General features: G+C 31.5%; 23 protein-coding genes and 1 riboswitch. Of the genes, 13 read left to right on the top strand and 10 right to left on the bottom strand.

Going from position 1 to position 23,364, the window contains the following annotated elements; all coding sequences use genetic code 11:
* Positions 1-10 precede the first annotated feature (10 nt).
* The 3 genes from GVY01_RS08495 to GVY01_RS08485 all read left to right on the top strand — a co-directional run bounded on the left by GVY01_RS08495 (position 11) and on the right by GVY01_RS08485 (position 2,866).
* Complete coding sequence (locus GVY01_RS08495; protein WP_159333719.1) at positions 11-583, top strand: hypothetical protein; 573 nt, start codon at positions 11-13, stop codon at positions 581-583.
* A gap of 53 nt (positions 584-636) precedes the next feature.
* A riboswitch (SAM riboswitch) is annotated at positions 637-734 on the top strand.
* 81 nt (positions 735-815) lie between these two features.
* Positions 816-2,108, top strand: coding sequence for a Na+/H+ antiporter NhaC family protein (locus GVY01_RS08490; protein ID WP_017636473.1), 1,293 nt, complete (start codon positions 816-818; stop codon positions 2,106-2,108).
* 245 nt (positions 2,109-2,353) lie between these two features.
* Entirely contained in the window at positions 2,354-2,866 is a 513-nt protein-coding gene (locus tag GVY01_RS08485; protein ID WP_159333718.1) for an SRPBCC family protein, read from the top strand.
* 58 nt (positions 2,867-2,924) lie between these two features.
* Here the strand turns inward: GVY01_RS08485 and GVY01_RS08480 are convergent, their stop codons facing one another.
* Entirely contained in the window at positions 2,925-3,686 is a 762-nt protein-coding gene (locus tag GVY01_RS08480; protein WP_017636471.1) for a MurR/RpiR family transcriptional regulator, read from the bottom strand.
* 208 nt (positions 3,687-3,894) lie between these two features.
* On the opposite strand from GVY01_RS08480, the gene GVY01_RS08475 reads away from it, so the two are divergent.
* A complete protein-coding gene (locus tag GVY01_RS08475) occupies positions 3,895-5,493 on the top strand; it encodes an alpha-glucoside-specific PTS transporter subunit IIBC (protein WP_159333716.1) in 1,599 nt (532 codons plus the stop codon).
* A gap of 61 nt (positions 5,494-5,554) precedes the next feature.
* Here the strand turns inward: GVY01_RS08475 and GVY01_RS08470 are convergent, their stop codons facing one another.
* Positions 5,555-6,085, bottom strand: a complete 531-nt coding sequence (locus tag GVY01_RS08470) for a hypothetical protein (RefSeq protein WP_017636469.1) — start codon at positions 6,083-6,085, stop codon at positions 5,555-5,557.
* Positions 6,086-6,395: 310 nt separating this feature from the next.
* Here GVY01_RS08470 and GVY01_RS08465 point away from each other — a divergent pair, with 310 nt between their 5' ends.
* The 3 genes from GVY01_RS08465 to GVY01_RS08455 all read left to right on the top strand — a co-directional run bounded on the left by GVY01_RS08465 (position 6,396) and on the right by GVY01_RS08455 (position 8,277).
* Positions 6,396-7,322, top strand: a complete 927-nt coding sequence (locus tag GVY01_RS08465) for a bile acid:sodium symporter family protein (protein WP_017636468.1) — start codon at positions 6,396-6,398, stop codon at positions 7,320-7,322.
* A 117-nt stretch (positions 7,323-7,439) separates the two neighbouring features.
* Entirely contained in the window at positions 7,440-8,078 is a 639-nt protein-coding gene (locus GVY01_RS08460) for an HAD family hydrolase (RefSeq protein ID WP_017636467.1), read from the top strand.
* A gap of 10 nt (positions 8,079-8,088) precedes the next feature.
* Positions 8,089-8,277, top strand: a complete 189-nt coding sequence (locus GVY01_RS08455; protein ID WP_017636466.1) for a hypothetical protein — start codon at positions 8,089-8,091, stop codon at positions 8,275-8,277.
* Between the two features lie 70 nt (positions 8,278-8,347).
* Here the strand turns inward: GVY01_RS08455 and GVY01_RS08450 are convergent, their stop codons facing one another.
* Together GVY01_RS08450 and GVY01_RS08445 are read right to left on the bottom strand one after the other, a co-directional pair.
* The gene (locus GVY01_RS08450; RefSeq protein WP_017636465.1) at positions 8,348-8,530 is read right to left on the bottom strand and encodes a hypothetical protein; all 183 of its coding nucleotides are present in this window, start codon (positions 8,528-8,530) and stop codon (positions 8,348-8,350) included.
* Positions 8,530-8,883, bottom strand: a complete 354-nt coding sequence (locus GVY01_RS08445; RefSeq protein ID WP_017636464.1) for a hypothetical protein — start codon at positions 8,881-8,883, stop codon at positions 8,530-8,532. The genes GVY01_RS08450 and GVY01_RS08445 overlap by 1 nt, the downstream gene beginning before the upstream one ends.
* A gap of 273 nt (positions 8,884-9,156) precedes the next feature.
* On the opposite strand from GVY01_RS08445, the gene GVY01_RS08440 reads away from it, so the two are divergent.
* The gene (locus GVY01_RS08440; protein ID WP_159333714.1) at positions 9,157-10,554 is read left to right on the top strand and encodes an amino acid permease; all 1,398 of its coding nucleotides are present in this window, start codon (positions 9,157-9,159) and stop codon (positions 10,552-10,554) included.
* Positions 10,555-10,684: 130 nt separating this feature from the next.
* Here GVY01_RS08440 and GVY01_RS08435 read toward each other — a convergent pair whose 3' ends face one another.
* The 5 genes from GVY01_RS08435 to GVY01_RS08415 all read right to left on the bottom strand — a co-directional run bounded on the left by GVY01_RS08435 (position 10,685) and on the right by GVY01_RS08415 (position 15,493).
* Complete coding sequence (locus GVY01_RS08435) at positions 10,685-11,557, bottom strand: MurR/RpiR family transcriptional regulator (RefSeq protein ID WP_017636462.1); 873 nt, start codon at positions 11,555-11,557, stop codon at positions 10,685-10,687.
* A 1-nt stretch (position 11,558) separates the two neighbouring features.
* Positions 11,559-13,001: a PTS transporter subunit EIIC gene (locus GVY01_RS08430; RefSeq protein WP_017636461.1), complete on the bottom strand. Its 1,443-nt coding sequence runs from the start codon at positions 12,999-13,001 to the stop codon at positions 11,559-11,561.
* Positions 13,002-13,015: 14 nt separating this feature from the next.
* Positions 13,016-13,903, bottom strand: coding sequence for an N-acetylmuramic acid 6-phosphate etherase (gene murQ / locus GVY01_RS08425; protein ID WP_017636460.1), 888 nt, complete (start codon positions 13,901-13,903; stop codon positions 13,016-13,018).
* 3 nt (positions 13,904-13,906) lie between these two features.
* A complete protein-coding gene (locus tag GVY01_RS08420; RefSeq protein WP_017636459.1) occupies positions 13,907-14,962 on the bottom strand; it encodes a MupG family TIM beta-alpha barrel fold protein in 1,056 nt (351 codons plus the stop codon).
* A gap of 186 nt (positions 14,963-15,148) precedes the next feature.
* A complete protein-coding gene (locus GVY01_RS08415) occupies positions 15,149-15,493 on the bottom strand; it encodes a hypothetical protein (RefSeq protein ID WP_017636458.1) in 345 nt (114 codons plus the stop codon).
* Positions 15,494-15,538: 45 nt separating this feature from the next.
* Here GVY01_RS08415 and GVY01_RS08410 point away from each other — a divergent pair, with 45 nt between their 5' ends.
* Positions 15,539-16,273, top strand: a complete 735-nt coding sequence (locus GVY01_RS08410) for a CPBP family intramembrane glutamic endopeptidase (RefSeq protein WP_017636457.1) — start codon at positions 15,539-15,541, stop codon at positions 16,271-16,273.
* A gap of 286 nt (positions 16,274-16,559) precedes the next feature.
* Here GVY01_RS08410 and GVY01_RS08405 read toward each other — a convergent pair whose 3' ends face one another.
* Entirely contained in the window at positions 16,560-17,270 is a 711-nt protein-coding gene (locus tag GVY01_RS08405; RefSeq protein WP_017636456.1) for a helix-turn-helix transcriptional regulator, read from the bottom strand.
* Between the two features lie 448 nt (positions 17,271-17,718).
* Here GVY01_RS08405 and GVY01_RS08400 point away from each other — a divergent pair, with 448 nt between their 5' ends.
* From GVY01_RS08400 to GVY01_RS08385, 4 genes are all read left to right on the top strand, one after another.
* Positions 17,719-18,510 carry an inositol monophosphatase family protein gene (locus GVY01_RS08400; RefSeq protein WP_108017125.1) on the top strand — a complete coding sequence of 264 codons (792 nt, stop codon included), beginning with the start codon at positions 17,719-17,721 and terminating at the stop codon, positions 18,508-18,510.
* 174 nt (positions 18,511-18,684) lie between these two features.
* Positions 18,685-19,635, top strand: a complete 951-nt coding sequence (locus tag GVY01_RS08395; protein WP_017636454.1) for an LCP family glycopolymer transferase — start codon at positions 18,685-18,687, stop codon at positions 19,633-19,635.
* A 243-nt stretch (positions 19,636-19,878) separates the two neighbouring features.
* A complete protein-coding gene (gene fdhF, locus GVY01_RS08390; RefSeq protein ID WP_017636453.1) occupies positions 19,879-22,833 on the top strand; it encodes a formate dehydrogenase subunit alpha in 2,955 nt (984 codons plus the stop codon).
* Positions 22,833-23,303, top strand: a complete 471-nt coding sequence (locus tag GVY01_RS08385; RefSeq protein ID WP_017636452.1) for a DUF1641 domain-containing protein — start codon at positions 22,833-22,835, stop codon at positions 23,301-23,303. Before fdhF ends, GVY01_RS08385 begins: the two co-directional genes overlap by 1 nt.
* Positions 23,304-23,364 lie beyond the last annotated feature (61 nt).

Raw genomic sequence — 23,364 nt, 5'->3', positions numbered from 1 at the left:
AGCACACTATATGAATAAAGATCAAATCATTAGATTAATTCCTTTTATTGCATTAGTTATAGGTATAAGTTTTATTCCATTCTTCCCATCATTTAAATGGTTTTTCTCTTTAGTAGTACCAATATTCGTTATTAGCAATATATTGAAGAATTTATATTTTGTAAATCGAAATATTAAACATAACAAGATATGGATTAGTCCAATCATAGATCGATTATTAGGTTGTATTGCAGGGATTTTTTATATAGGTTTTGCTTCAGTAGCTTTATTACAAAGCGCAAACCCTTGGATTGGGTTTTTACTATTATTATTAGCATCTTCATTCATTTACTTTTTAGAAACTAAATTAAAAATCGATGAACAAACGTTAAAAAAATCTAATCATGAGTATAAAGTCATTTCTGAAAAACTTGAACGTCAACTTAAAATAGTAGCCATAATCGTTACCATTATTTCTATTATAGCTATGATAATCTCACTTTATCTAAAATGGTGGATTGTCTTTGGTATAGCCGTTGGATTACTATTATTAGTAGCAATAGGATTAATTATCTATGATAAATACTTTACGACGAAATTATAATTTATGATTGACGTTATTGGAATTATCTTGTAACGTAAAATTTAAATGCAAATCACTTATCTAGAGAAGTGGAGGGACTGGCCCTATGAAGCTTCGGCAACATATAATAATGTGCCAATTCCAGAAACCAATTGAGGTTTGAAGATAAGGGGATAGTAATTGAAGGCAAACCTCTTTTCTTAAATAATTAGAAAAGAGGTATTTTTTATTAATATAGGAAGTAGGTCTAATTATGGAAAAAACTAAGAAGGGTAATGCTTGGGCGTTATTTCCTTTATTATTATTTATGTTGTTATTTTTAGGTGTAGGTATTATTTCAGGGGATTTCACCACTATGCCTTTAAATGTAGCGATTACAATAACTGTTATCGTAGCTTTGTTAATGAATCGTAAAGAAAAATTTGCTACAAAAGTTGAAGTGTTTACTAAAGGCGCAGGACATTCAAATATTATTTTGATGATGCTTATATTTATTTTGGCAGGCGCTTTCTCAACGACTACAGAGAAAATGGGAGGCGTGAGTTCAACTGTTAATCTTGGTTTGTCACTTATTCCTGAAAACTTAATCATTGTAGGTTTATTTATCATTTGTATGTTTGTTTCTATTTCTATGGGTACTTCAGTTGGAACAGTTGCAGCGATTGCGCCTGTTGGATTTGGTTTTGCACAAGCTACTGACGTATCAGCAGCACTAGCAATGGCAACAGTAGTTGGCGGTGCGATGTTCGGAGATAACCTTTCTATGATTTCAGATACAACGATTGCAGCAGTACGTACGCAACATACAAAGATGAAAGATAAATTTAAAGTCAATTTTAGAATTGTATTACCAGGTGCGATTTTAACAATTATTATTCTATTTTTATTAACGAATGGAATTTCCATGGATCATTCTAAAAGTTATGATTTCCAATTAGTTAAAGTCATTCCGTACTTACTTGTACTGATATTAGCACTAGTGGGCGTTAATGTTATTATTGTTCTGATTGGTGGGACAGTTTTATCTGGAATGATTGGCCTTATCGACGGCTCTTTCGGATGGAAAGGCTTATTGAATGCAGTATCCAAAGGTATTATCGGAATGGAAGATATTGCAATGATTGCTTTACTTATTGGTGGTTTAGTCGGTCTGATACAACATAATGGCGGGATTGATTGGTTGCTCAATTTCGTTAGAGACAGAGTAAGATCTAAACGAGGCGCGGAATTAGGTATTGCTAGTTTAGTCAGTGTTGCAGATATATCAACTGCTAATAATACGATTTCAATTATTATGTCAGGTCCATTAGCCAAAAATATTGCTGATGAATATGATGTTGATCCACGTAAATCAGCAAGTATATTAGATATATTTGGCGGTTGCTTCCAAGGATTATTACCTTACAGTCCACAAGTAATCTCAGCAGCTGGAGTAGCAGGCATCTCACCATTTTTACTAGTACCTTATAGTATTTATCCGATTATGTTAGGTATTTGTGGATTAATAGCAATCATCTTAGGTTATCCAAAATTAAAAAAACGATAGCGTAAATGTTGACTAATGAATCATATTTTAATATAAATCTGAGACTGAACTAAGTCTCGGATTTTTTAAATGGTTGTTATGAAAGTAATGTTATCCTTAGTTTCTATAATAGAGATGTTTAAATAATAGGGTTTAATGGTAAATTAGATTAAATGTATAAAGATTAAGCATTTTTAAGGATAAATGTTTGGAAGTTTGAGTAAATACGTTAGAATAGAAATAAGAGTGAAAGTAGGTGACATATAGTGGCAAAGTATAATGTGGAAAATGAATATGTAGAAATTGATATTGAACGTTTATTTAAATATTCACCTGAAACTATTTATGAATCTTGGACAAAAGAAGATATTTTAAAACAATGGTTTATGACGTCTAAACGTACGAATAAATCATTTGAAGCTGACGTTCAAGAAGGCGGTAAGTACCGCATTGTAGATAGTAGAAATGGTAAGCAAAATATTATTGAAGGTACTTATGAAGAATTAGTGATGGATGAATTTGTCAAAATGACTATTGGTATGCCTGGATTAAGTAACGAAGAAGATATTATTGAAGTTGAATTCTTCGAACGTGAATCAGGTGGCACACAAATGTTTTTCTATTACCAATCTTATATTGAACGTGAAAGAAGATTGACTAATCTTGAGTACAAACAGAAAAAGAAAGAATATCATGACTCTACAGCACATGGTTTCGAATTGATGTTTGATAAAATGAATACTGTATTAGAAGAAATTGAAGAACAAAAAAATAATTAAAAAGACGCAAGCAAATTGGTTTAACCTAAACATTTAGGTTACCGATGCTTGCGTTTTTTTATTTGAGTTCTTCTTTTTCTTTACGTTCATTGTATTTTCGAAGTAATGTTTCAAAGAAAATATGATAACTGATAAAACTAGAATAATCAGTGCCATCATTTAAATAGAAAGTATTACTAGAGACATAAACATTATAATCGGCTTGCTGGGCTAATGTATTATCTTTCATCGTTGTTACTGATATAAAGTATTTTTGACGTAATTTTAATAGTTGAGTTACTTCTTTAAGTTGAAATGTTTCGCCTGATAAAGAAATGATGAAGAACAGGTCTTGAGGCACTGTTTTGTTTAAAACCATTTTTAATTCATGAACATCATGGAGAATAATAATATTTTTGTGCATAGTTAATAAGATACGTTGTGCTTCTTCAGCCACATTCATTTGTGCTCGCCCTGTACCATATAAGTATATTGTTCCAGCCTCGTTCATTTTATTTGTTAATAACTCATAATCAATTCTATCTAAATAACTAAATGTATTTTCAATTTCTTGTCTAAAAGATTCAATAGAGTCAGATGGTAACTGATTTTTCTTTTCACTTTCAAACTTCAAAAATGATTTGAAATCACTATAACCATCAAACCCCAATTTACGCGTGAAGCGGTGAATAGTCGCATTAGATGCATGTGTGTGTTGAGATAAGTCTTGTATTTTTAAATTTTTACATAAATCTATATGGTTATTAACGAAATGTGCAATTTGCAAATCGTTGTCATTAAGTTGATTAAAATTCATATTAACTCGTTCATCTAAAATCATAATGACACCTCGTTTATTGATGTTGAAAAAATTTTCATCATATGAAAACATAATCTGATTATACAAAATACTTTCAAAATACGTCAATGACATTGTGAGTATGTAAGCGTTTACTATATATTAGATATAAGATATTTCGGTGACACCTTGTTTATAAATCCGAGGTTTGACACGAATAAAACGATATTGAGATGTGGAGGTTATTATAATGAATGCAATCAAACGATTTGGTAGCGCAATGATTGTGCCGGTATTAATGTTTGCTTTCTTTGGTATTGTCCTTGGATTTGCAACTTTATTTAAAAATCCTACCATAATGGGTGGTTTAGCAGATCAACATACATTTTGGTTTAAATTTTGGTCAGTGATAGAATCCGGTGGTTGGGTTATTTTCAATCATATGGAAATCGTATTTGTAGTAGGATTACCACTATCATTAGCTAAAAAAGCACCAGGTCATGCCGCACTAGCAGCATTGATGGGCTATTTAATGTTTAACACATTTATCAATGCGATATTAACTCAGTGGCCACATAAATTTGGTGCTAACTTGGAAAAAGGCGTTGAAAATGTTACTGGATTAAAAGCAATAGCGGGTATCGAGACATTAGATACTAATATTTTAGGTGGTATTATCATTTCAGGGATCATTACTTGGATACATAATCGCTACTATAGTAAACGTTTACCAGAAATGTTAGGTGTGTTCCAAGGTCTAACATTTGTAGTAACGATTTCTTTCTTTGTGATGTTACCTGTTGCTGCAATTACTTGCGTAGTATGGCCAACTATTCAAAATGGTATTGCATCTATCCAACATTTTATTATTGGTTCAGGCTATGTAGGAGTATGGTTATACCACTTCTTAGAAAGGGTATTAATACCTACTGGCTTACATCACTTTATTTATGCACCAATTGAAGTTGGACCAGTAGTCGTGAATCATGGACTTAAAGCGGAATGGTTACAACATTTAAATCAATTTGCCGAAAGCAGTAAACCATTAAAAGAACAATTTCCATATGGCTTTATGCTACAAGGAAATGGTAAAGTATTTGGTTGTTTAGGTATTGCATTAGCTATGTATTCAACAACACCTAAAGAAAACCGTAAAAAAGTAGCAGCTTTATTAATACCTGCAACATTAACAGCTGTTGTAGCAGGTATTACTGAACCTTTAGAATTTACATTCTTATTTATCGCACCATTCTTATTCGTATTACACGCATTGTTAGCTGCAACAATGGATACAATTATGTACGGTTTCGGTTTAGTTGGTAATATGGGTGGTGGCGTCCTAGATTTCTTAGCTACTAACTGGATACCACTTGGTAAAGAACACTGGATGACGTATGTGATTCAAGTGGTAATAGGACTTATATTCGTAGGTATATATTATGTTTTATTCAGATTCTTAATATTAAAATTTGATATTCCATTACCTGGACGACGCAAAAATGAAGAAGAAGTTAAACTATTCTCTAAACAAGATTATAAAGAGAAAAAAGGACAAGAAGATGCTACAAAACATACGTCAACTGGAAATGAGTATGATGATAAAGCAGCATATTATTTAGATGGTTTAGGCGGTAAAGAGAACATTAAAGATGTGACTAACTGTACAACTCGATTACGTTTAACTGTGAAAGATGAAAATAAAGTAGAAGATAGTAGTTATTTTACACATAATCAAATGGCTCACGGTCTAGTTAAAAGTGGTAAAAGTGTTCAAGTGGTAGTAGGAATGTCTGTACCACAGGTTAGAGAATCGTTTGAACATCTGGTTTATGATGAAAATGATAAATAATAAATAAAAATAAGGGATTCCAAAATATATCGTTTTGGAATCCCTTTTATAGTTAATTGAATTAGGAAATTCTAGCTTTATGAATCATTTTAGATTTATAACCAGCTGATAGGATATCTATATTACGTGTTGCTACTGTATGTAATAATTTAGAAAAAACTTCAGGTGGACAAATGATACTTGCACAATTTTTATTTAATGTATAACTAATATCATAATGATTCATAAACATATTCATTATATCTATCACTTTGTCTTTAATAAAAGCATCTTGTAATCCGTCAATAGATAGTTCAAATCGTTTAGCTGATTGATATAAATGATCTGAATCAAGTAGTTCATCAAGTTGTTTTGGTGATAATATTTGATAAATAGTGAAATTATGAAAACTTAAAAAGCTAATAAAATAAGGTAATTGTTGTTTTGGTAAGCTCACTTCTAAAGCATACATACCTTGTTGTTTAAATATTTGATATTGAAAGGATTCGCAAAATTTAATCTGCTTACATAGCTTTGATAATGATTTGCGAGATGATCGAGATTTTAAATCTGCGATATTTATAATGTAAGTTTCAAATTTGTCTATCAACATGTTATGCCTCCCGATTGCTAACATTCATGGTTAAGAAATTTATTGTTAAGTAGGGTAATAGTTTTTGTTGCTTTAAAATGATTGTACCATGCTTCTTTTTGATATTCACTAGGACTTTTGAATGAAGACTAGTAAAAAAGAATATTTCATTAGCCAATACTATGAGTATCATGGATTAAAGGACTTTATTAAAATCTAATTACAGGGACCGTAAATAACTTAAAATATAAGAAAATTCTGAAAATAACATTGTCCATTATAAATAGTTATGATAATATTTGTCATTATTAACTATTAAGGGTGTGTTTATATGTTAAATCGAATCAGTCAATTTGCGACAAAAACATTTATATTTTGGATGTTATTTGCTGCTGTGCTTGGATTTATTTTTCCTTCACACATCTCAATATTAGGTGGTTTCGTACCATACTTGCTTGGGATTGTTATGTTAGGAATGGGGATGACTATAGATCCTAAAGACTTTAAAATTGTTTTACAATCACCAAAACCTGTCATTATTGGCGTTATTTTACAGTTTACGATTATGCCTACCTTAGCATTTCTTATTGCTAAAGGCTTTCAATTACCTCCTGAAATTGCCATAGGTGTGATTTTAGTTGGATGCTGTCCAGGTGGAACATCTAGTAATGTAATGAGTTATTTAGCTAAAGCAAATGTAGCATTATCTGTAGCGATAACGAGTGTATCAACTTTAATTGCGCCTTTTGTTACACCAGCATTAATCTATATTTTTGCACATGAATGGTTGAAGGTCTCATTTGCCAGTATGTTATGGTCAGTCGTTCAAGTAGTATTGATTCCAATTATTATAGGATTTGTATTCCAAAAGGTAGCAAGACGTTTTGCTCAAAAGACAGCTACAGCATTACCATTAATTTCTGTTATTGCCATTTCTCTTATTTTGGCAGCTGTAGTCGCAGGTAGTAAAACACAAATTTTGAAAACAGGATTGTTAATTTTTGTAGTTGTTATCTTACACAATATTCTTGGTTATACAATCGGTTATGTATTAGCTAAAGTATTCCGAATGGATTATAAAGATAAAAAAGCCGTAGCGATAGAAGTAGGTATGCAAAATTCTGGTTTAGCAGTATCACTTGCAACAGTTCATTTTAGTCCTTTAGCTGCTGTGCCAGGCGCTGTATTTAGCTTAGTTCATAATATTTCAGGACCTATTCTTGCAAAATATTGGTCTTCTAGAAGTAAAGATATTTAATTGACTCATTTATCTGAAGATTAAATCCCATTTTTAACTAAGATAGTATCTAGATTATGTTAAAATATGAGACATTGAGATTTAATTTTTATTATAAAAAGATAAAGGAGTACGCATATGTATAGAGCAGTTGTTTTTGATTTTGATGGAACTATAATCGATACAGAAAAACATCTTTTTGATATCATTAATAAACATTTAACTAAACATAATGAATCACCAATTACTTTAGAATTTTATAGAAGATCAATAGGTGGGGCAGCAACTGAACTTCATAATTATCTTGAAGCACTTATTGGCCCAGAGAAAAAAGCAGCTATTTATAAAGAACATAATGATACAAGTGGACATTTACCAATAATAGAAACGATTCAACAATTAATGGAATATTTAAAGCAACGCCATATACCGATGGCAATTGCGACTAGTAGTCATAGAGAAGATATATTACCTACATTTCATAAACTAGGTTTAGATAAATATATAGAAGTGATAGTAGGTAGAGAAGATGTTGAAAATGTTAAGCCCAATCCGGAACCTTATTTAACAGCAGTACAACAACTAAATTATAATCCGACAAACTGCTTAGCGATTGAGGATTCAGTAAATGGTGCAACGGCTGCAAATAGTGCCGGTTTGGATGTTATTGTAAATACAAATGTTATGACTGAAGAACAAGACTTTTCTACTGTTAATTATGTAGCTAAAGATATTGATTTCGATAATATTGTTCAGCGCTTCTTTAGTCGTAAATAGGAGGTATGGTATGTTTTATACTATCCTGTTTTTCATAGCTGGACCTATCATTATCGGTATTGGAAACTTGATATTAGGTCCTATGTTTAATAAACGTATTCCTTTACACATACATGTGCGATCTTTTCTTGTTGGTACGATGATATATTTAATATTAGCGACAATTGGATATTTCTTATTATTACAAGGTAGATTATAAAAAATCCGCTTCAATTATGAGTAGATCTTACTCAGTTTGAAGCGGATTTTTACTGATTAAAATATTTCATTTACATAATTTTTAATAACAAGGTAACTAGAATCAATACAATTAATATCGCATCAATACCAACCATAATAGCAAAACGAGTGGTTTTTTGTCCTTGAGACTTAGCTAATTTTAAAGCGTTATAATTTGGTATTAAACTAATAATTAATAAGATAAGAATAATTACGCCAATAATGACAGACATTAACTTTGTCCTCCGTTCCTATTTTCAATATATTCCCAAATAAATCCTGCGATGATACCCACTATAATCCCTATTAAAACGCCTATTTTTATATGTGAAATCATGGCACCAATAATTAATCCAATAATAATGGCTATTGGCAAAGTAGTTCCAAATTTCATTTTTCTCTCAGGAGAATTTAAAATGGTAAACGCAACTACATATATGATAAAGAAAACAATTGCTGCCAGTAGTGACTTACCAATTAATGGTAGTAGATTTGGGTTTTTAACAGAAAAATAATTGAGTAAGAAAAAGATAATTAAAAATATGACTGATATTTTTAATGCTTTTTGAATTAATGTTTTACTCATAATGTACTCCTTAATAAATATATGAAAAGTATATCATAAACCTAAAATGAACCATAAAGTAAATCTCTTTAAAGAAATTTTCAAAAAAGTTGAAATTAATTAATTATTGCAAATCCAGTAAAATTGCGGGTTTGCAAAAGACTGTCATAATAGTTTTGTAAGCGATTTCAATAAATTGTTAAAATATTGTTTCAATTTTGTCATTTTATAGTATAATTGCGTCAATAAGTTTATTATTATTTTATCCTAGTAAAAAAGAGGTGTGTTATTAACATGGAGAATAACGAATTACAAAGGGGATTAAGTACACGTCAAATGCAGATGATTGCACTAGGCGGTACGATTGGTGTTGGCTTGTTTATGGGAGCAACAAGTACAATCAAATGGACAGGACCGTCAGTAATATTTGCGTATTTAATTGCGGGTATATTTTTATTTTTAATCATGCGTGCTATGGGAGAAATGATTTATATTAATCCAACAACTGGTTCTTTTGCTACATTTGCTAGTGATTACATACACCCAGCAGCTGGATATATGACAGCATGGAGTAATATATTCCAGTGGGTAGTCGTAGGTATGAGTGAAGTTATAGCTGTCGGAGAATATATGAATTATTGGTTCCCGAATTTACCTCAATGGATTCCAGGGGTTATAGCTATTTTATTATTAGCAGCTGCTAACTTAGTATCAGTAAAAGCCTTTGGAGAATTTGAATTTTGGTTCGCTTTAATTAAAGTTATAACAATTGTTTTAATGATTATAGCAGGTTTTGGTTTAATATTATTTGGCTTAGGTAATGGTGGACATCCAGTTGGTTTTTCTAATTTATGGTCACATGGTGGATTTATGCCAAATGGTATAGTCGGTTTCTTCTTTGCACTATCAATCGTTATAGGTTCATATCAAGGTGTTGAATTAATTGGTATTTCAGCAGGTGAAACTAAAGATCCACATAAAAATATTGTAAAAGCAGTTAACGGTGTTATCTGGCGTATACTTATTTTTTATCTTGGTGCCATCTTTGTTATCGTTACAGTTTATCCATGGGATGAGTTAGGAAGCATCGGAAGTCCGTTTGTAGCAACATTTGCTAAAGTCGGTATCACATTCGCAGCTGGTTTAATTAACTTTGTAGTATTAACAGCAGCAATGTCTGGTTGTAACTCAGGAATCTTTAGTGCGAGTCGTATGATTTATACATTAGCACGTAAAGGTCAACTACCTAAGATTTTTACTAAAGTTATGAAAAATGGTGTACCAATTTATACGGTATTAGCAATTTCTATAGGAATCTTAATTGGAGCTTTATTAAACGTTATTTTACCACTGTTTATTAAAGGTGCAGATAGTATATTTGTATATGTGTATAGTGCTTCAATTTTACCTGGTATGATTCCTTGGTTTATGATTTTAATCAGTCATATTCGTTTTAGAAAATTACATCCTGGTGAAACTAAAAACCATCCATTTAAAATGCCAGGTGGTATAGTTGCAAGTTACTTAACAATAGCGTTTCTAATTATTGTTTTAATCGGTATGTTATTTAATAAAGAAACTGTAGTATCAGTAGTAATTGGTATCGTATTCTTAACTGCTGTAACTATTTATTACTTTATTAGATATAATAAAGCAGAGAAAAAGTTAAAAAAAGATAATACATTAAAATAAAATCAATTTAAAAAGCAGCATTAACGTCATTAAACTTGCGTTAGTGCTGCTTTTCTATATTTGAAATGTATATAATTAACAATAGGATTGAGCTTAGACAATAATTTAGTCTAAACTTAATCCTATTTAATTAATGCTTAAAGTCAATATTAGAAAGATGCTTTCTATAATTATCTAATGCCATTTTAGATTGTGTAATAAAGTCTAAAGAAGATTGATAGTTTAAAGCAATATATCGATAATAAAGAACATCAATCGTAAACATTTGTGCTAGTAAAGATGTTGTAGCGCCCATGCGCATTTCATTTTCATCAGTTTCACCATAATCTAGTACGATATCTGACATTTGAGAAATGGTATTGTTGGGTGAACTAGTTATTGTCACAATTGGAATATGATAATCTTCAACTACTTTAGCAATAGATTGCATTTCACTTTGTGTTCCATTGTTTGTGATAAAAATAACGCAATCTCGACTATCACAAGAAGCAAGCATCGTAGTGAAAATATGTGTTTCTTGTGCAAGTTGTGCATTCATACCAATCCGTGAAAGCTTTTGATATAAGTCGGTCGCTACGACAAAAGATGCACCATATCCATAAATGAATATTCTATTAGAATGTTTGAATTGATCGCAAATGAGATCTACGGTTTTATCGTTCAGATTATTATTTGCTTTAGTTAATGCACCATTTGCACGAGCAAGCATCTTCTTTTTAAGTGATGAGGTGCTTTCATTATCAACTAATTCAACATTATAAACAGTTGTTTCTTTAGGCATGTACTTTGATAGTTCGATTTTTAATTCTTGAAAACCACCATCTACCAATTTTTTACTAAATCGGATAATAGATGATGGACTCGTATCAAGTTCTTGTGCAAGATCTTGAGAATTCATCTTTATGACTTCGTGTGGTGCATTTTGAATATAATTTGCTATTTTTTTCTCGTTTTTTGTTAAATAGGGATACTGGTTATCTATTTCATATAAAATGTTCGTCATTTTAATCACCCAGTTTGTTAGAGTTTCTCATTTTTTTTGTAGTTCCAAATAAAAATGTCATGATAAAGCCACCTATATATGCTGAAATTAAACCAGCAATATAACCTAGATACATATTGTCTGAGATTAAAGGTAATAAAGATAAGCCACTAGGTCCAACAGCTTTAGCGCCTATATGACCAATTCCTCCAATAACAGCACCGCCAATACCGCCACCAAGACATGCAGTGAAAAAAGGTCTACCGAGTGGCAACGTTACACCATAAATCAATGGTTCCCCTATACCTAAGAAACCTACGGGTAATGCGCCTTTTAAAGTATTTCTAAGTGGTTGATTATGACGACAGCGTACCCATAAAGCAAGGGCAGCACCAACTTGACCAGCACCAGACATTGCAGCGATAGGTAGTAAATAGGTTGCGCCAGTACTATTAATAAGCTCGATATGGATTGGTGTAAAAACGTGATGAAGTCCTAACATGACTAATGGAAGGAAAAAGGCACCAATAATAAATCCGCTAAAGATACCACCAACGTCAATCACCCAATTCACAACATGCACTAAACCATCTGATATAAAACCAGCAATTGGCATGATTATAAATATCGTCAATAAACCAATGGTAAGTAGTGATAGGGTGGGTGTGATAATAATATCTATTGATTCTGGTACTGATTTATGTAGTTTCTTCTCAATGATACTTAAGATCCAAACGGCAAATATAACACCTATAATTCCACCTTGACCAGCAACAAGAGGTTCTCCTGTGAAAATATTTTTTATAGGATTTTCATCGGTTAGACCTGTTAATAATGTTGTACCTCCTATAACTCCACCTAAACCTGGTGTAGCACCGAATACTTTAGCGCTATTAATCCCAGTGAAAATGGCTAAGTAAGCTAACATACCGTCTTTAATAACATTTAATACGGTAACAAGTTGTTTCATGAAATCTCCAGATATCATGTGCGCAGTTAACATATTGTTTAATACTGCAGCTATACCACCGATTAAACCTGCCCCTATAAATGCCGGAATTAAGGGGATAAAGATGTTAGAAATGGACTTTAAAATACGTTGCCATTTACTTTGCTTTCTTGAATTTTGATAATGCTTTTTATTTTCGTTAGCAAGTTGTTCAGCTTGTGATTTATAGCTTTGATTTTCAGAATGATTGATGTCTTCACCCAATGGTACATGACTGTATTCAGCCATTTTATTAGCGACCTTATTAACAATACCTGGACCAACAATAATTTGAAGATGATCATCTTCGACAATCCCCATGACACCTTCAATTTGATGTAGTTTATCGTAATTTACAATACTTGAATCATTGATAGTTAATCGAACTCTAGTCATACAATGCATTATTCGCTGTATATTTTCGATGCCACCTACAGCTTTTATAATTTCTTGAGCAAGTCGTTCTTCTTTACTCATGGAATTAGCCTCCTTTAACCTTTGATGGCTTGCTTAATCACTCCATTATGTTGTAGTAATTTTTGTTGTGCTTCATCTTTGGTTATGTCACTTAAATTCATGACAATTGCAGTTTTAATATCTTTATCGGCTTTTTCATAGAGTAACTTTGCTTCTTCGTCATTTAAATCACATATTTCTTTAATGATGCGTATTGAACGGTGAATTAATTTCTGATTGGTTGGTTTTAAATCTACCATTAAATTATCATAAACTTTGCCAACACCTATCATTGTCATTGTAGAAATCATATTGAGAACGAGTTTTTGTGCCGTTCCTGATTTTAAACGTGTTGATCCTGTTAGTACTTCCGGACCTACAGGTATTTCTAATGCATATTGCGCTACTTTACTCATTTTACTGTCTGTATTACATGAGATTGAAACACTAGTAGCACCCACTTTGTTAGCATAAGTTAAAGCACCTTTAACATAAGGTGTGCGCCCACTTGCAGAAATACCTATAACCATATCATTTTCAGTTAAACCAATATTCTCTAAATCTTTTTGACCTAGCGCTTCATTATCTTCGGCACCTTCAACAGCTTTTGTCATCGCTTTAGGGCCTCCAGCAATAATACCTATTACTTCATTTGGTGAAGTGTTAAAAGTGGGTACACATTCAGCAGCATCTAGTACACCTAATCTACCGCTTGTTCCTGCACCAATGTATATCAATCTACCGTGCTGACTAAATTTTGCAATTGACTCATTAATAACGTTTGTTAACTTTGGAATAATAGATTCTATAGCTTTAGGAACTAATTGATCCTCTTGATTCATTGTTTTAAGTGCATCTTGAATTGACATTTCATCTAAATGCATTGTTTGTGCGTTACGTGATTCAGTTGTTAAATCATTCAATGCTTATGTCTCCTTTAAACATATAAATTCAAAAGTATCGCCTGGCTGCATGATCTTAAGAAAAGGAAGATCTTGTTTACAAATACGTGCAAGACGATTGATATTTGAATGTCCTGGAAGAGATGTTTTAATAATTTGAAGTTCACCTTCATAACGACCATTGAGGTGGTTATCGATAGTAATATCTCCAGGCAAACGTTGTTCGATACCAATAGGTGTAATTTTCTGATTCACCATTAATCTAGATGTTTGAGAACGTAAGACATGTTCGGGCGAATCAATTCTTACATGGTGTTTTGCATATAATAGATTTAATAAATGATTATCATTATTTTCGACATTATTGATATGCAATACAAAGTGATGTTGAACAAATATTTGATAAAGTTGTTTAGCTAAATTGATTTCCAAACCATTGTCAGCTATAACGATAGTATTAATACCAGTTAGTTGTAGTTCATGTACAGCTTGAAAAGCATGTTCATGCCTATGATTTTCTATTGTAGGTAAGCCTTTGTATAGAGGACCTCTTAAGTTTGTTCCAGGAATAAAGGCAAATATCTTAGCATTTGGATCGAACAAATGAATAAGATTATTTTGCTGTTGAAGTGATGACAAACTTAATCCTGTATCAGGTCTAGGATAATAATTATGACAATAAATAAGTGTTCGAATATTTGGATTACTATAAATAGTAGATAATATATGATGCGTTATTGTACTAGCATTAATACAACATTGATATCCTCTTTTTTGAATATCAAGGATAAGATTCACATTAAGTTGATCATCAATTCTAATAACAAATTCCCCGTTTGAGAATTGATCTAATAAACTGTAAAAGTGGTGATTAAGTAAAGAAGGATTTACATCAATAATAAAAGTGATTGAATATTGCGATAATAACTGGCACAATTCTCCCAAATGCGACAGTTTAAATTGATCATCTTCTTCTGGTATTTGAAGGGAAGTAAAAATGGTATCGTATCCCTGAGATACCATTGATAGAATATAAGATTCATTCAATCTATGTCCTATAGATACCGAGAAACCAAGCATGATCATCCTCCTCAAATAATTGCTTAATCATATCCGATTATAACGCTAATATTATTAATTTACAATTTGCATATTAGAATAAAGTATAAAATTTTTACAAAAAAATTAAAAAACAATAAAAATTAAAATAAATAGTTGTTTAGAGATTAATGTGTATTCATTAAATATTGTAGAGAAAGAAGTTTTTTAATTGGTATAAGATTTATAATAAGTTAAACTGTCGAAAATCATTAATTGATAATAATTGATGGTTTGGCAACTGTCTCCATTTTTTGTAATGTTAAAAGGATGTTCGTTGAGAAAGGTGATTAAGTTTTTATAATTGTTTAAATTTGGATCAGTAGGTTTAAATTGATCTGATAATTGTGAGTTCATCCAGTGAGATTCTTCAATGAGTAAAGTGGTAAATTCGTTTAATGTAGTCTCGAATTTGTTATGATTAAAAAGTATATAATACTTTAATTTTTCAGTTATCATAATGAGTTGAGTTAATTTTAATTCTATGTGGGTAAATGTTTCTTGTGAATTCATAAAGCCTCCGTTTAGATATAATGATAAAAAGAAAGGATACATAATATGAAACTTTCGAACAAAGGGTATCGTTTTAAAGATATTGCGTGGAGAGATTTGTTATTAATACCAATTATCTTCATTGGTTTGATAATATTTTCTATGGTAGGTTTTGGGATATTAAATATACATTATACTCACCCAGATAAATTAATGCAGTCAATGATGGCGACTGTTGCACAAGTGATGAGTTATATTATTGCAATTTTAAGTTTTTACCTAATGCATTTAAAATCATTTTCCAAAAGATTTAATAATGGAATTAATTATGTAAAAAAGCATTGGATATTATTAATTGCCATGTTGCTTATAGCACTTGGGGCATCATCGCTTTATGAGTGGTTGATGCAATTTTTACCGAAGTCATTACAGTATAGTGAAACGCAAAATGAATTAGCACTTGATCAATTATTCAAAATACCTTTATTTTTACCTATAGCGTTTCTTTTAATTGTCATTGTTGCACCTATTGTTGAAGAATTGGTGTTTAGACATATTCTTATCGGAGAGTTAGGTAAGAAGTTTAATTTTATTTTTATGGGGATTATTTCAGCAGTAACGTTTACTTTAATACATGTTAGTGGTGCGAAATCACCATTTGAATTTGGGGCATACTTTATATTAGCAATTATATTGGTGGTTAGTTATTTAAAAGCTAAAAGAAATTTAGCGTCCTCAATTACCATTCACATATTAAATAACCTCATATCATTTATATGGACGCTATTTATTGTTTATTAGAAAAACGAAGTATAGCCTGTGACATAAAAGATGTCACAGGCTATATGTATATTGTCGCCTAGTGAGATAGTTATAGAAATCATTTAAAGTCATACTTTTTGTGTAACAAATTAGTATGACTTACTTAATAGCAAAAAGCTATTAAGAACAAAAGGTTCGCATGAACTAAAGAGTTCATGCATAAGAGTTACTACGCACTAAAGTGCAAGTACCTCTAATGAATTAGGAGTGAAATAAAGGATTACACTAGCTATAGCTAGTGCATAAGAACCACTAGCCTAATGAATTAGGAGTGGTTCTTTATATTTCTGGTGGTGTCTGATAAAAATTGCTGATAGTTATCAATTGTTATATCTTGTGTTTTAATTGTTTTTTCGAATGAATAAGAAATGTCTTGTATATCTCTTATTAAAAGTTCTCTAGTGGAACCTAAGCCAATTTCGAATACGATAGCATGCCATTGACCATCTTTACACAACAATCCAATAAAGATTACATTTTCAGCAACAGTTCGATCTTCTTCGTAAAAATCTACTAGCATCACTTTACGCTCAGAACAGTATATTAAAATATCAGAAAAAATATTGGGTAATGTAACCTGAGTAGTGTCTTCAAATTTTATATAATAGTCCATCTTTTTTAATAATTTGCGTATACGTGTTTGCGGTAAACTTAAACATTGTTTCAAAATAGCCTGAATTTCTTTCGCATAGGGCAAAGTTGAATAAGATTGACTTTCATTTAAAGTAAGAAATAATGCAGAAAGTTGAGCATCTGTTAAAGTTAGCGCGATTTTTGATTGTGATTCTTGAATTTTATAGCCGCCTTGACTGCCATGTGATGCATGTATTTGTACACCTTGATTTTCTAAATCATCAATATCTCTAAGAATTGTACGTTTTGAAACTTTAAATCTTTTTGCTAATTCAGAAGCAGTAATCTTATTACTTTGCTGAATTTCTTGTATCAGTCGATTTTGACGTTCTAATTTATTCAATGAAAGTCACCTCCAATAAACATTACATATTACAATAATTATATCATATAAGCGACAATGATGACATTTGTAGCTTATTTTAGAAATAAAAAGTGAAAAATATCCCAAAAAAATTTTAGAAAACGCTTACAAACAAAAAAAGTTTATGTTAATATATTATTTGTAACAGGGGGAGCGATTAACAAAGGGGTAGAGCTATATAACAGGTAGCTGATAATCGTTCGAGTTACACTAAAACATCTTCAATATTTATTACTTACTTTCCTTTCTATTTGTCGGCTAGCATAAGACTAGCCGATTTTTTTATGTCAATAATGTTAATGTAGGGCTAAAATTTTTAAGTACAATATATTATGACTGTGTTAGAGTAGATTTTAATGAATTATAGTTTTTAAATAAAATTTGAACATACAATGATAAATAGAAAAAAAATAAAGAGGTGTTATAGATGACTAATTATCAACTAAATGATATAGATCAAATGGTTACAGAATGGTTAGAAAATATAGACAATATTATCCCTAAATTAATTTTTGATATGCATACTGAAACAAAATTAAATCGATTTGATTTAGTGACGAATGTTGATCAGCAAATCCAAAATGAATTTCAACAATTTTTAAGTAACCACTTACCAGATCATCAATTATTTGCTGAAGAAAAGAGCAATGAAGGGATTGATCCTAGGCAAGGCCATGTATGGATTATGGATCCTATAGATGGTACAGCGAATTTAGTTAAACAGCAAGAAGATTATTGTATAATTCTGGGTTATTTCGTAGATGGAGAACCTAAATTATCATATATCTATGATTATCCACATGGACATTTATATAAAGCGATTGAAAATAAAGGTGCATATGATAATAACCAAATATTATTAGCCCCGCCAATTATAGATATAAAAGATGCCATTATATCATTTAATACACAAGTGTTGAATGATGAAACAATGCATGAATTATATGAGGCATCCTTTGGACATAGAATTATAGGATCATGTGGTTTAGATTCATTAAGAGTGATTAAAGGTCAATTTGGTGCACATATCAATACTAATCCTAAACCTTGGGATATCGCAGCTCAATTCTTATTTGCAAAAGAACTTGGTTTAAAAATGAGTTCATTGGATGGCAAACAAATAGACTTATCAACTGCAGCGCCATTTATTATAAGTAATGAAGGATGTTATAAAGAAGTCCTTGAAATTTTGAATAGTGGTTCTGGATACAGAAAGTAATATTATAAATATATTGCCTCATCACTATATGATGTCCATATTTGACACTTAGATTATTCTTTTAAATTAATTTTTGTATAATAAGACTTTAGAAGTATAGTAAAATTAATTTTCTATTATATAATAATTAAGGTATGTAGTATGTGACACAGTTAAGGAAAAGGAGTGATGGGTGTGCGCAGATCAGAAAAAAATAAAATGAGTCTACCCGCAAAAATTTTAGTTTGGTTTATTGGAATTTTATTTATTTTAGCCTTAGTAGCAGTGATTTATGTCGTTGCTAAAATTTTTATCACTGGCGATAAAATACATAATCCTTTAGATAGAGACCATTCTCACTTGAGAGATGGAAAGGTTAATTTAAAAAATGGTGATCCATTTACGATTGCACTATTTGGTGTAGATTCAGATGCTGAACGTAAGGCACAGGGTGGCGGCTCTCGTAGTGATACGATTATGATATTATCAATTAACCCAGAAAAGAAAAAAACTGAAATAGTTAGTGTTCCTAGAGATACACAAGCTAAAATTGTAGGAAAGGGTACAACAGAGAAAATAGCGCACGCTTATGCTTATGGTGGGCCTAGTATGTCTATCAATTCATTAGAAAAAATAATGAATGTACCTATTGATCATTATGCAACCATTGATATGGATGGATTACACGATATGATTGATACACTTGGCGGTATAGATGTTGTCAGCAATGATACTTTTACAACTAATGGCGTTCATTTTGAAAAAGGAAAGAAAACACACATAAATGGAAAAGAAGCAATGAGCTTTATTCGAAGTCGTAAAGAAGAAGGTGCTGGTGGTGACTTCGGACGTCAAGAACGTCAGCAACTGATATTAGAAGCTATGGCAAATAAAATGACTAGCGCATCTTCTATTGCACACTTCCCATCTTTAATGAATGAAATCCAAAAAAATGTGAAGACAGATTTATCATTAGGTGAACTGAATACTATTAGAAGTAAATATAAAGATGCAAATGATACAGTTAATCGTCATCAACTAGATGGACAAGGTGGTATACAAGACGATGGATTATATTATTTTGTGCCAAGCGATAGCTCTCTTCAAGAAAATGCTAATTTATTAAAAGAAAATCTAAATATGTAATAAAAGTTCATAATTTCAATTAATAAAGAACAATGGTGTTAATAGTTAATACCATTGTTCTTTTTTTGCAATTCTCAAAAGCTTTAATTTTATATTAAAATGTAAAAAGTCCTTAACATTGTATGTTTTAAGTTATACAATTAATATGATTCTATCTATTCATATATGTGGGGCATGTAGTTGGATAGGAATAAAAGAAAATGACGTTAGCAATTACGGAAATATATATAATGGGGTGAAAGTATGAAAGAACATTTAATCGTTACCCTTGACGGAACTGATTATTTAGTTGAACCAGGTACCAATTTATTAGAATTCATACGTTCAAGAGATACATTTGTACCAGCGATTTGTTATAACGAATCAATGGGACCAATTCAAACATGTGATACTTGTACAGTAGAAATAGATGGCAAAATTGAAAGAGCATGTGGAACATCAATCGATAGACCAATGACAGTTAATACAACAACTGACCATGTTCAAGCTTCTCAAAAAGAAGCACTAGATCGTATTTTAGAAAAACATATGTTGTACTGTACAGTTTGTGACTATAACAACGGTGATTGTGAAATTCATAATACGATGGATGAGTGGGGGCTCCAGCATCAAACTTATGAATATAAAGAAAAGCCATATGAAAAAGATTATGGCCCATTTTATCGTTACGATCCGAACCAATGTATTTTATGTGGACGCTGTGTAGAGGCATGCCAAGATATAGAAGTTAATGAAACAATTAGTATTGATTGGGACAGAGAACATCCAAGAGTAATTTGGGATAATGATGTTCCTATTAATGAATCTTCATGTGTATCTTGTGGTCAATGTGCAACAGTATGTCCATGTAATGCAATGATGGAAGTCAATATGGAAGGTAATGCTGGTTATATGACTGATACAGAGCCAGGTTCATTAGCTGCTATGATTGATTTAACTAAAAAGGCTGAGCCAGGATATGGCCCATTATTTGCCATTTCAGATTCTGAAGCAGAAATGCGAAAAGAACGTATCAATAAGACTAAAACTGTATGTACATATTGTGGTGTTGGATGTTCATTTGAAGTATGGACTAAAGATAGAGAAGTATTAAAAGTACAACCTTCACACGATTCACCAGCAAATAAAATTGCATCATGTGTTAAAGGTAAATTCTCATGGGGCCATATTAATTCAGATCAACGTTTGACTAAACCTTTAGTACGTAAAGATGGACAATTCCATGAAGTAGAGTGGGATGAAGCGTTAAATGTAATCGCTGACAACTTTACTAAAATTAAAGAAAAATATGATGCAGATCATTTAGCATTTATTTCTTCGTCTAAGGCAACTAATGAAGAATCTTATTTAATGCAAAAATTATCACGACAAGTTATTGGTACAAACAATGTTGATAATTGCTCAAGATATTGCCAAGCACCAGCAACAAAAGGGTTGTTTAGAACTGTTGGACACGGTGGAGATTCTGGTAGTATTGAAGATTTAGAAAAAGCAGCTATGACTGTACTTATTGGTACAAATACTGCCGAGGCACATCCAGTTATCGCGTCACGTATGAAACGTGCACAAAAACTATTTGGCCAAAAATCTCATGTGTTTGATATTAGAAAACATGAAATGGCTGAACGTGCTGACGAATTCTACCAACCTAAACCAGGAACTGACTTAGTTTGGTTAAGTGCAGTAACAAAATATATTATCGACCATGATTTACATGACAAAGACTTTTTAGATGAATGGGTAGATGATTTTGATAAGTATTATGAATCATTGTCAACATTCACTATGGAATTTGCAGAAGAAACAACTGGTATTCCAAAAGAACGTTTAATTAAATTTGCTAATGAAGTAGCCAAAGCTGAATCAGTATCTATTTGTTGGGCAATGGGTATTACGCAACAAGATATCGGTAGTGATTCAAGTACTGCTATTTCTAATTTATTATTAGTTACAGGAAACTATCGTAAACCAGGTACAGGTGCTTATCCATTACGTGGACATAATAATGTTCAAGGTTGTAGTGATATGGGTAGTATGCCAGACAAAATTACAGGTTATCAAAGTGTTGAAGCGGATGATGTTCGTGCTAAATTCGAAAGAGAATATGGCGTAGAATTAAATAAAAAACCAGGTCGTGATAACCACCAAATGATTGAAGGTATTCATAATGGTGAAATCAATTCACTATATTTATACGGTGAAGATACTGGTATCGTTGATTCAAATATCAATTTCGTTCAAGCAGCTTTCGAAAAATTAGACTTTATGGTAGTTCAAGATGAATTTTTAACATATACAGCGACATATGCTGATGTTGTACTACCTGCAAGCCCATCATTAGAAAAAGATGGTACATTCACAAATACAGAACGTCGTATCCAACGTTTATATAAAGCTTTAGAACCTAAAGGCGATTCTAAACCTGACTGGGAAATTTTCCAACTTATTGCTAATCGCTTAGGTTTTAATTGGAATTATCAACATCCTAGCGAAATTATGGATGAAATTGCGCGTTTAACACCTTTATATTCAGGTGTAAGTTATGAGCGTTTAGAAGGGTTCAATAGTTTACAATGGCCAGTTCATGAAGATGGCACAGATGAACCGTTACTTTATTTAGAAGGATTTAATTTTGATAATGGTAAAGCTAAACTTTATCCATTAACGTTTGATAATTACTTTAAAGAAGATGAAGTTTATGACCTTCACGTTAATAACGGTCGATTATTAGAACATTTCCATGAAGGAAATATGACGTATCAAACTGAAATGATTAAATATAAAATGCCTAACGCATTTGTTGAAATCTCACCAGAACTTGCTAAAGATCGAGGTATTCATGAAGGCGCAGAATTAAAATTCATTTCTGAATCAGGTGAAGCTACTTTATTAGCACATATTACTGATAGAGTGAGCGGCAAACAAATTTATATTCCATTAAATAATGACGCCCTTGAAAATGGTGCTATGGGTGCGATCAATGCACTTACGAATAGTGATGTGGATCCTGAAACAGATACACCATCATATAAACGAACTAGCGCTCGCATGGAAGTGATTTCTAAACGTGGTAAGTCACCATTGAATCCAACTAACTTCCGTGTAGATAAACAACGTAATCCACAATACAGTGTTAGAGTTGATAAAAAATGGGATCGTGAGGACTATGTTTTCCCGGGAAATCAGGTGAATGACTAATGGCAGAAAGAATAACTGAAATCAAACGTATGCAAAAGTCACCCGAACAAGTTAAAGCAGAAAGTCTTAACGAAGTATTGGATGCTATATCTGAAAACAAAGACAGTATCTTAAAAGCCATACGCTTAGTTAAAGTATTAGATGAAGCGAAAATATTAGATGCATTAAATGGTGGTATTAAAGGTAGACAAGTAATTATTAATAAATTTGCTGTTGAACTTAATAAAGATATTTATACAGGATTACTTTCAAATATGGCATCATTAGTATTCTTATTAGGAGACTTAAATGTTAAAGATTTAAGTGAAATGCTTAATAAACTTAATAAAGGTATGCATGTTGCAAATCAAGCAAGCCCTAACTCTAAAACAACGATTAGAAGCTTAATGGGTGTATTAAAAGATGATGATATGAATCGTAGTCTTACATACATGCTAAACTTATTAAAAGGCATGTCTCGAGAAGACTAATTAACATTTGAGGTCAGAACATTTTATCTAGGATAAGCATATTCTCCTATGATGTTCTGAT

It is taken from the genome of Staphylococcus sp. 8AQ, from assembly GCF_902506595.1.
GTDB lineage: Bacteria > Bacillota > Bacilli > Staphylococcales > Staphylococcaceae > Staphylococcus > Staphylococcus pasteuri.
This window is presented reverse-complemented; position numbering and strand designations above follow the sequence as displayed.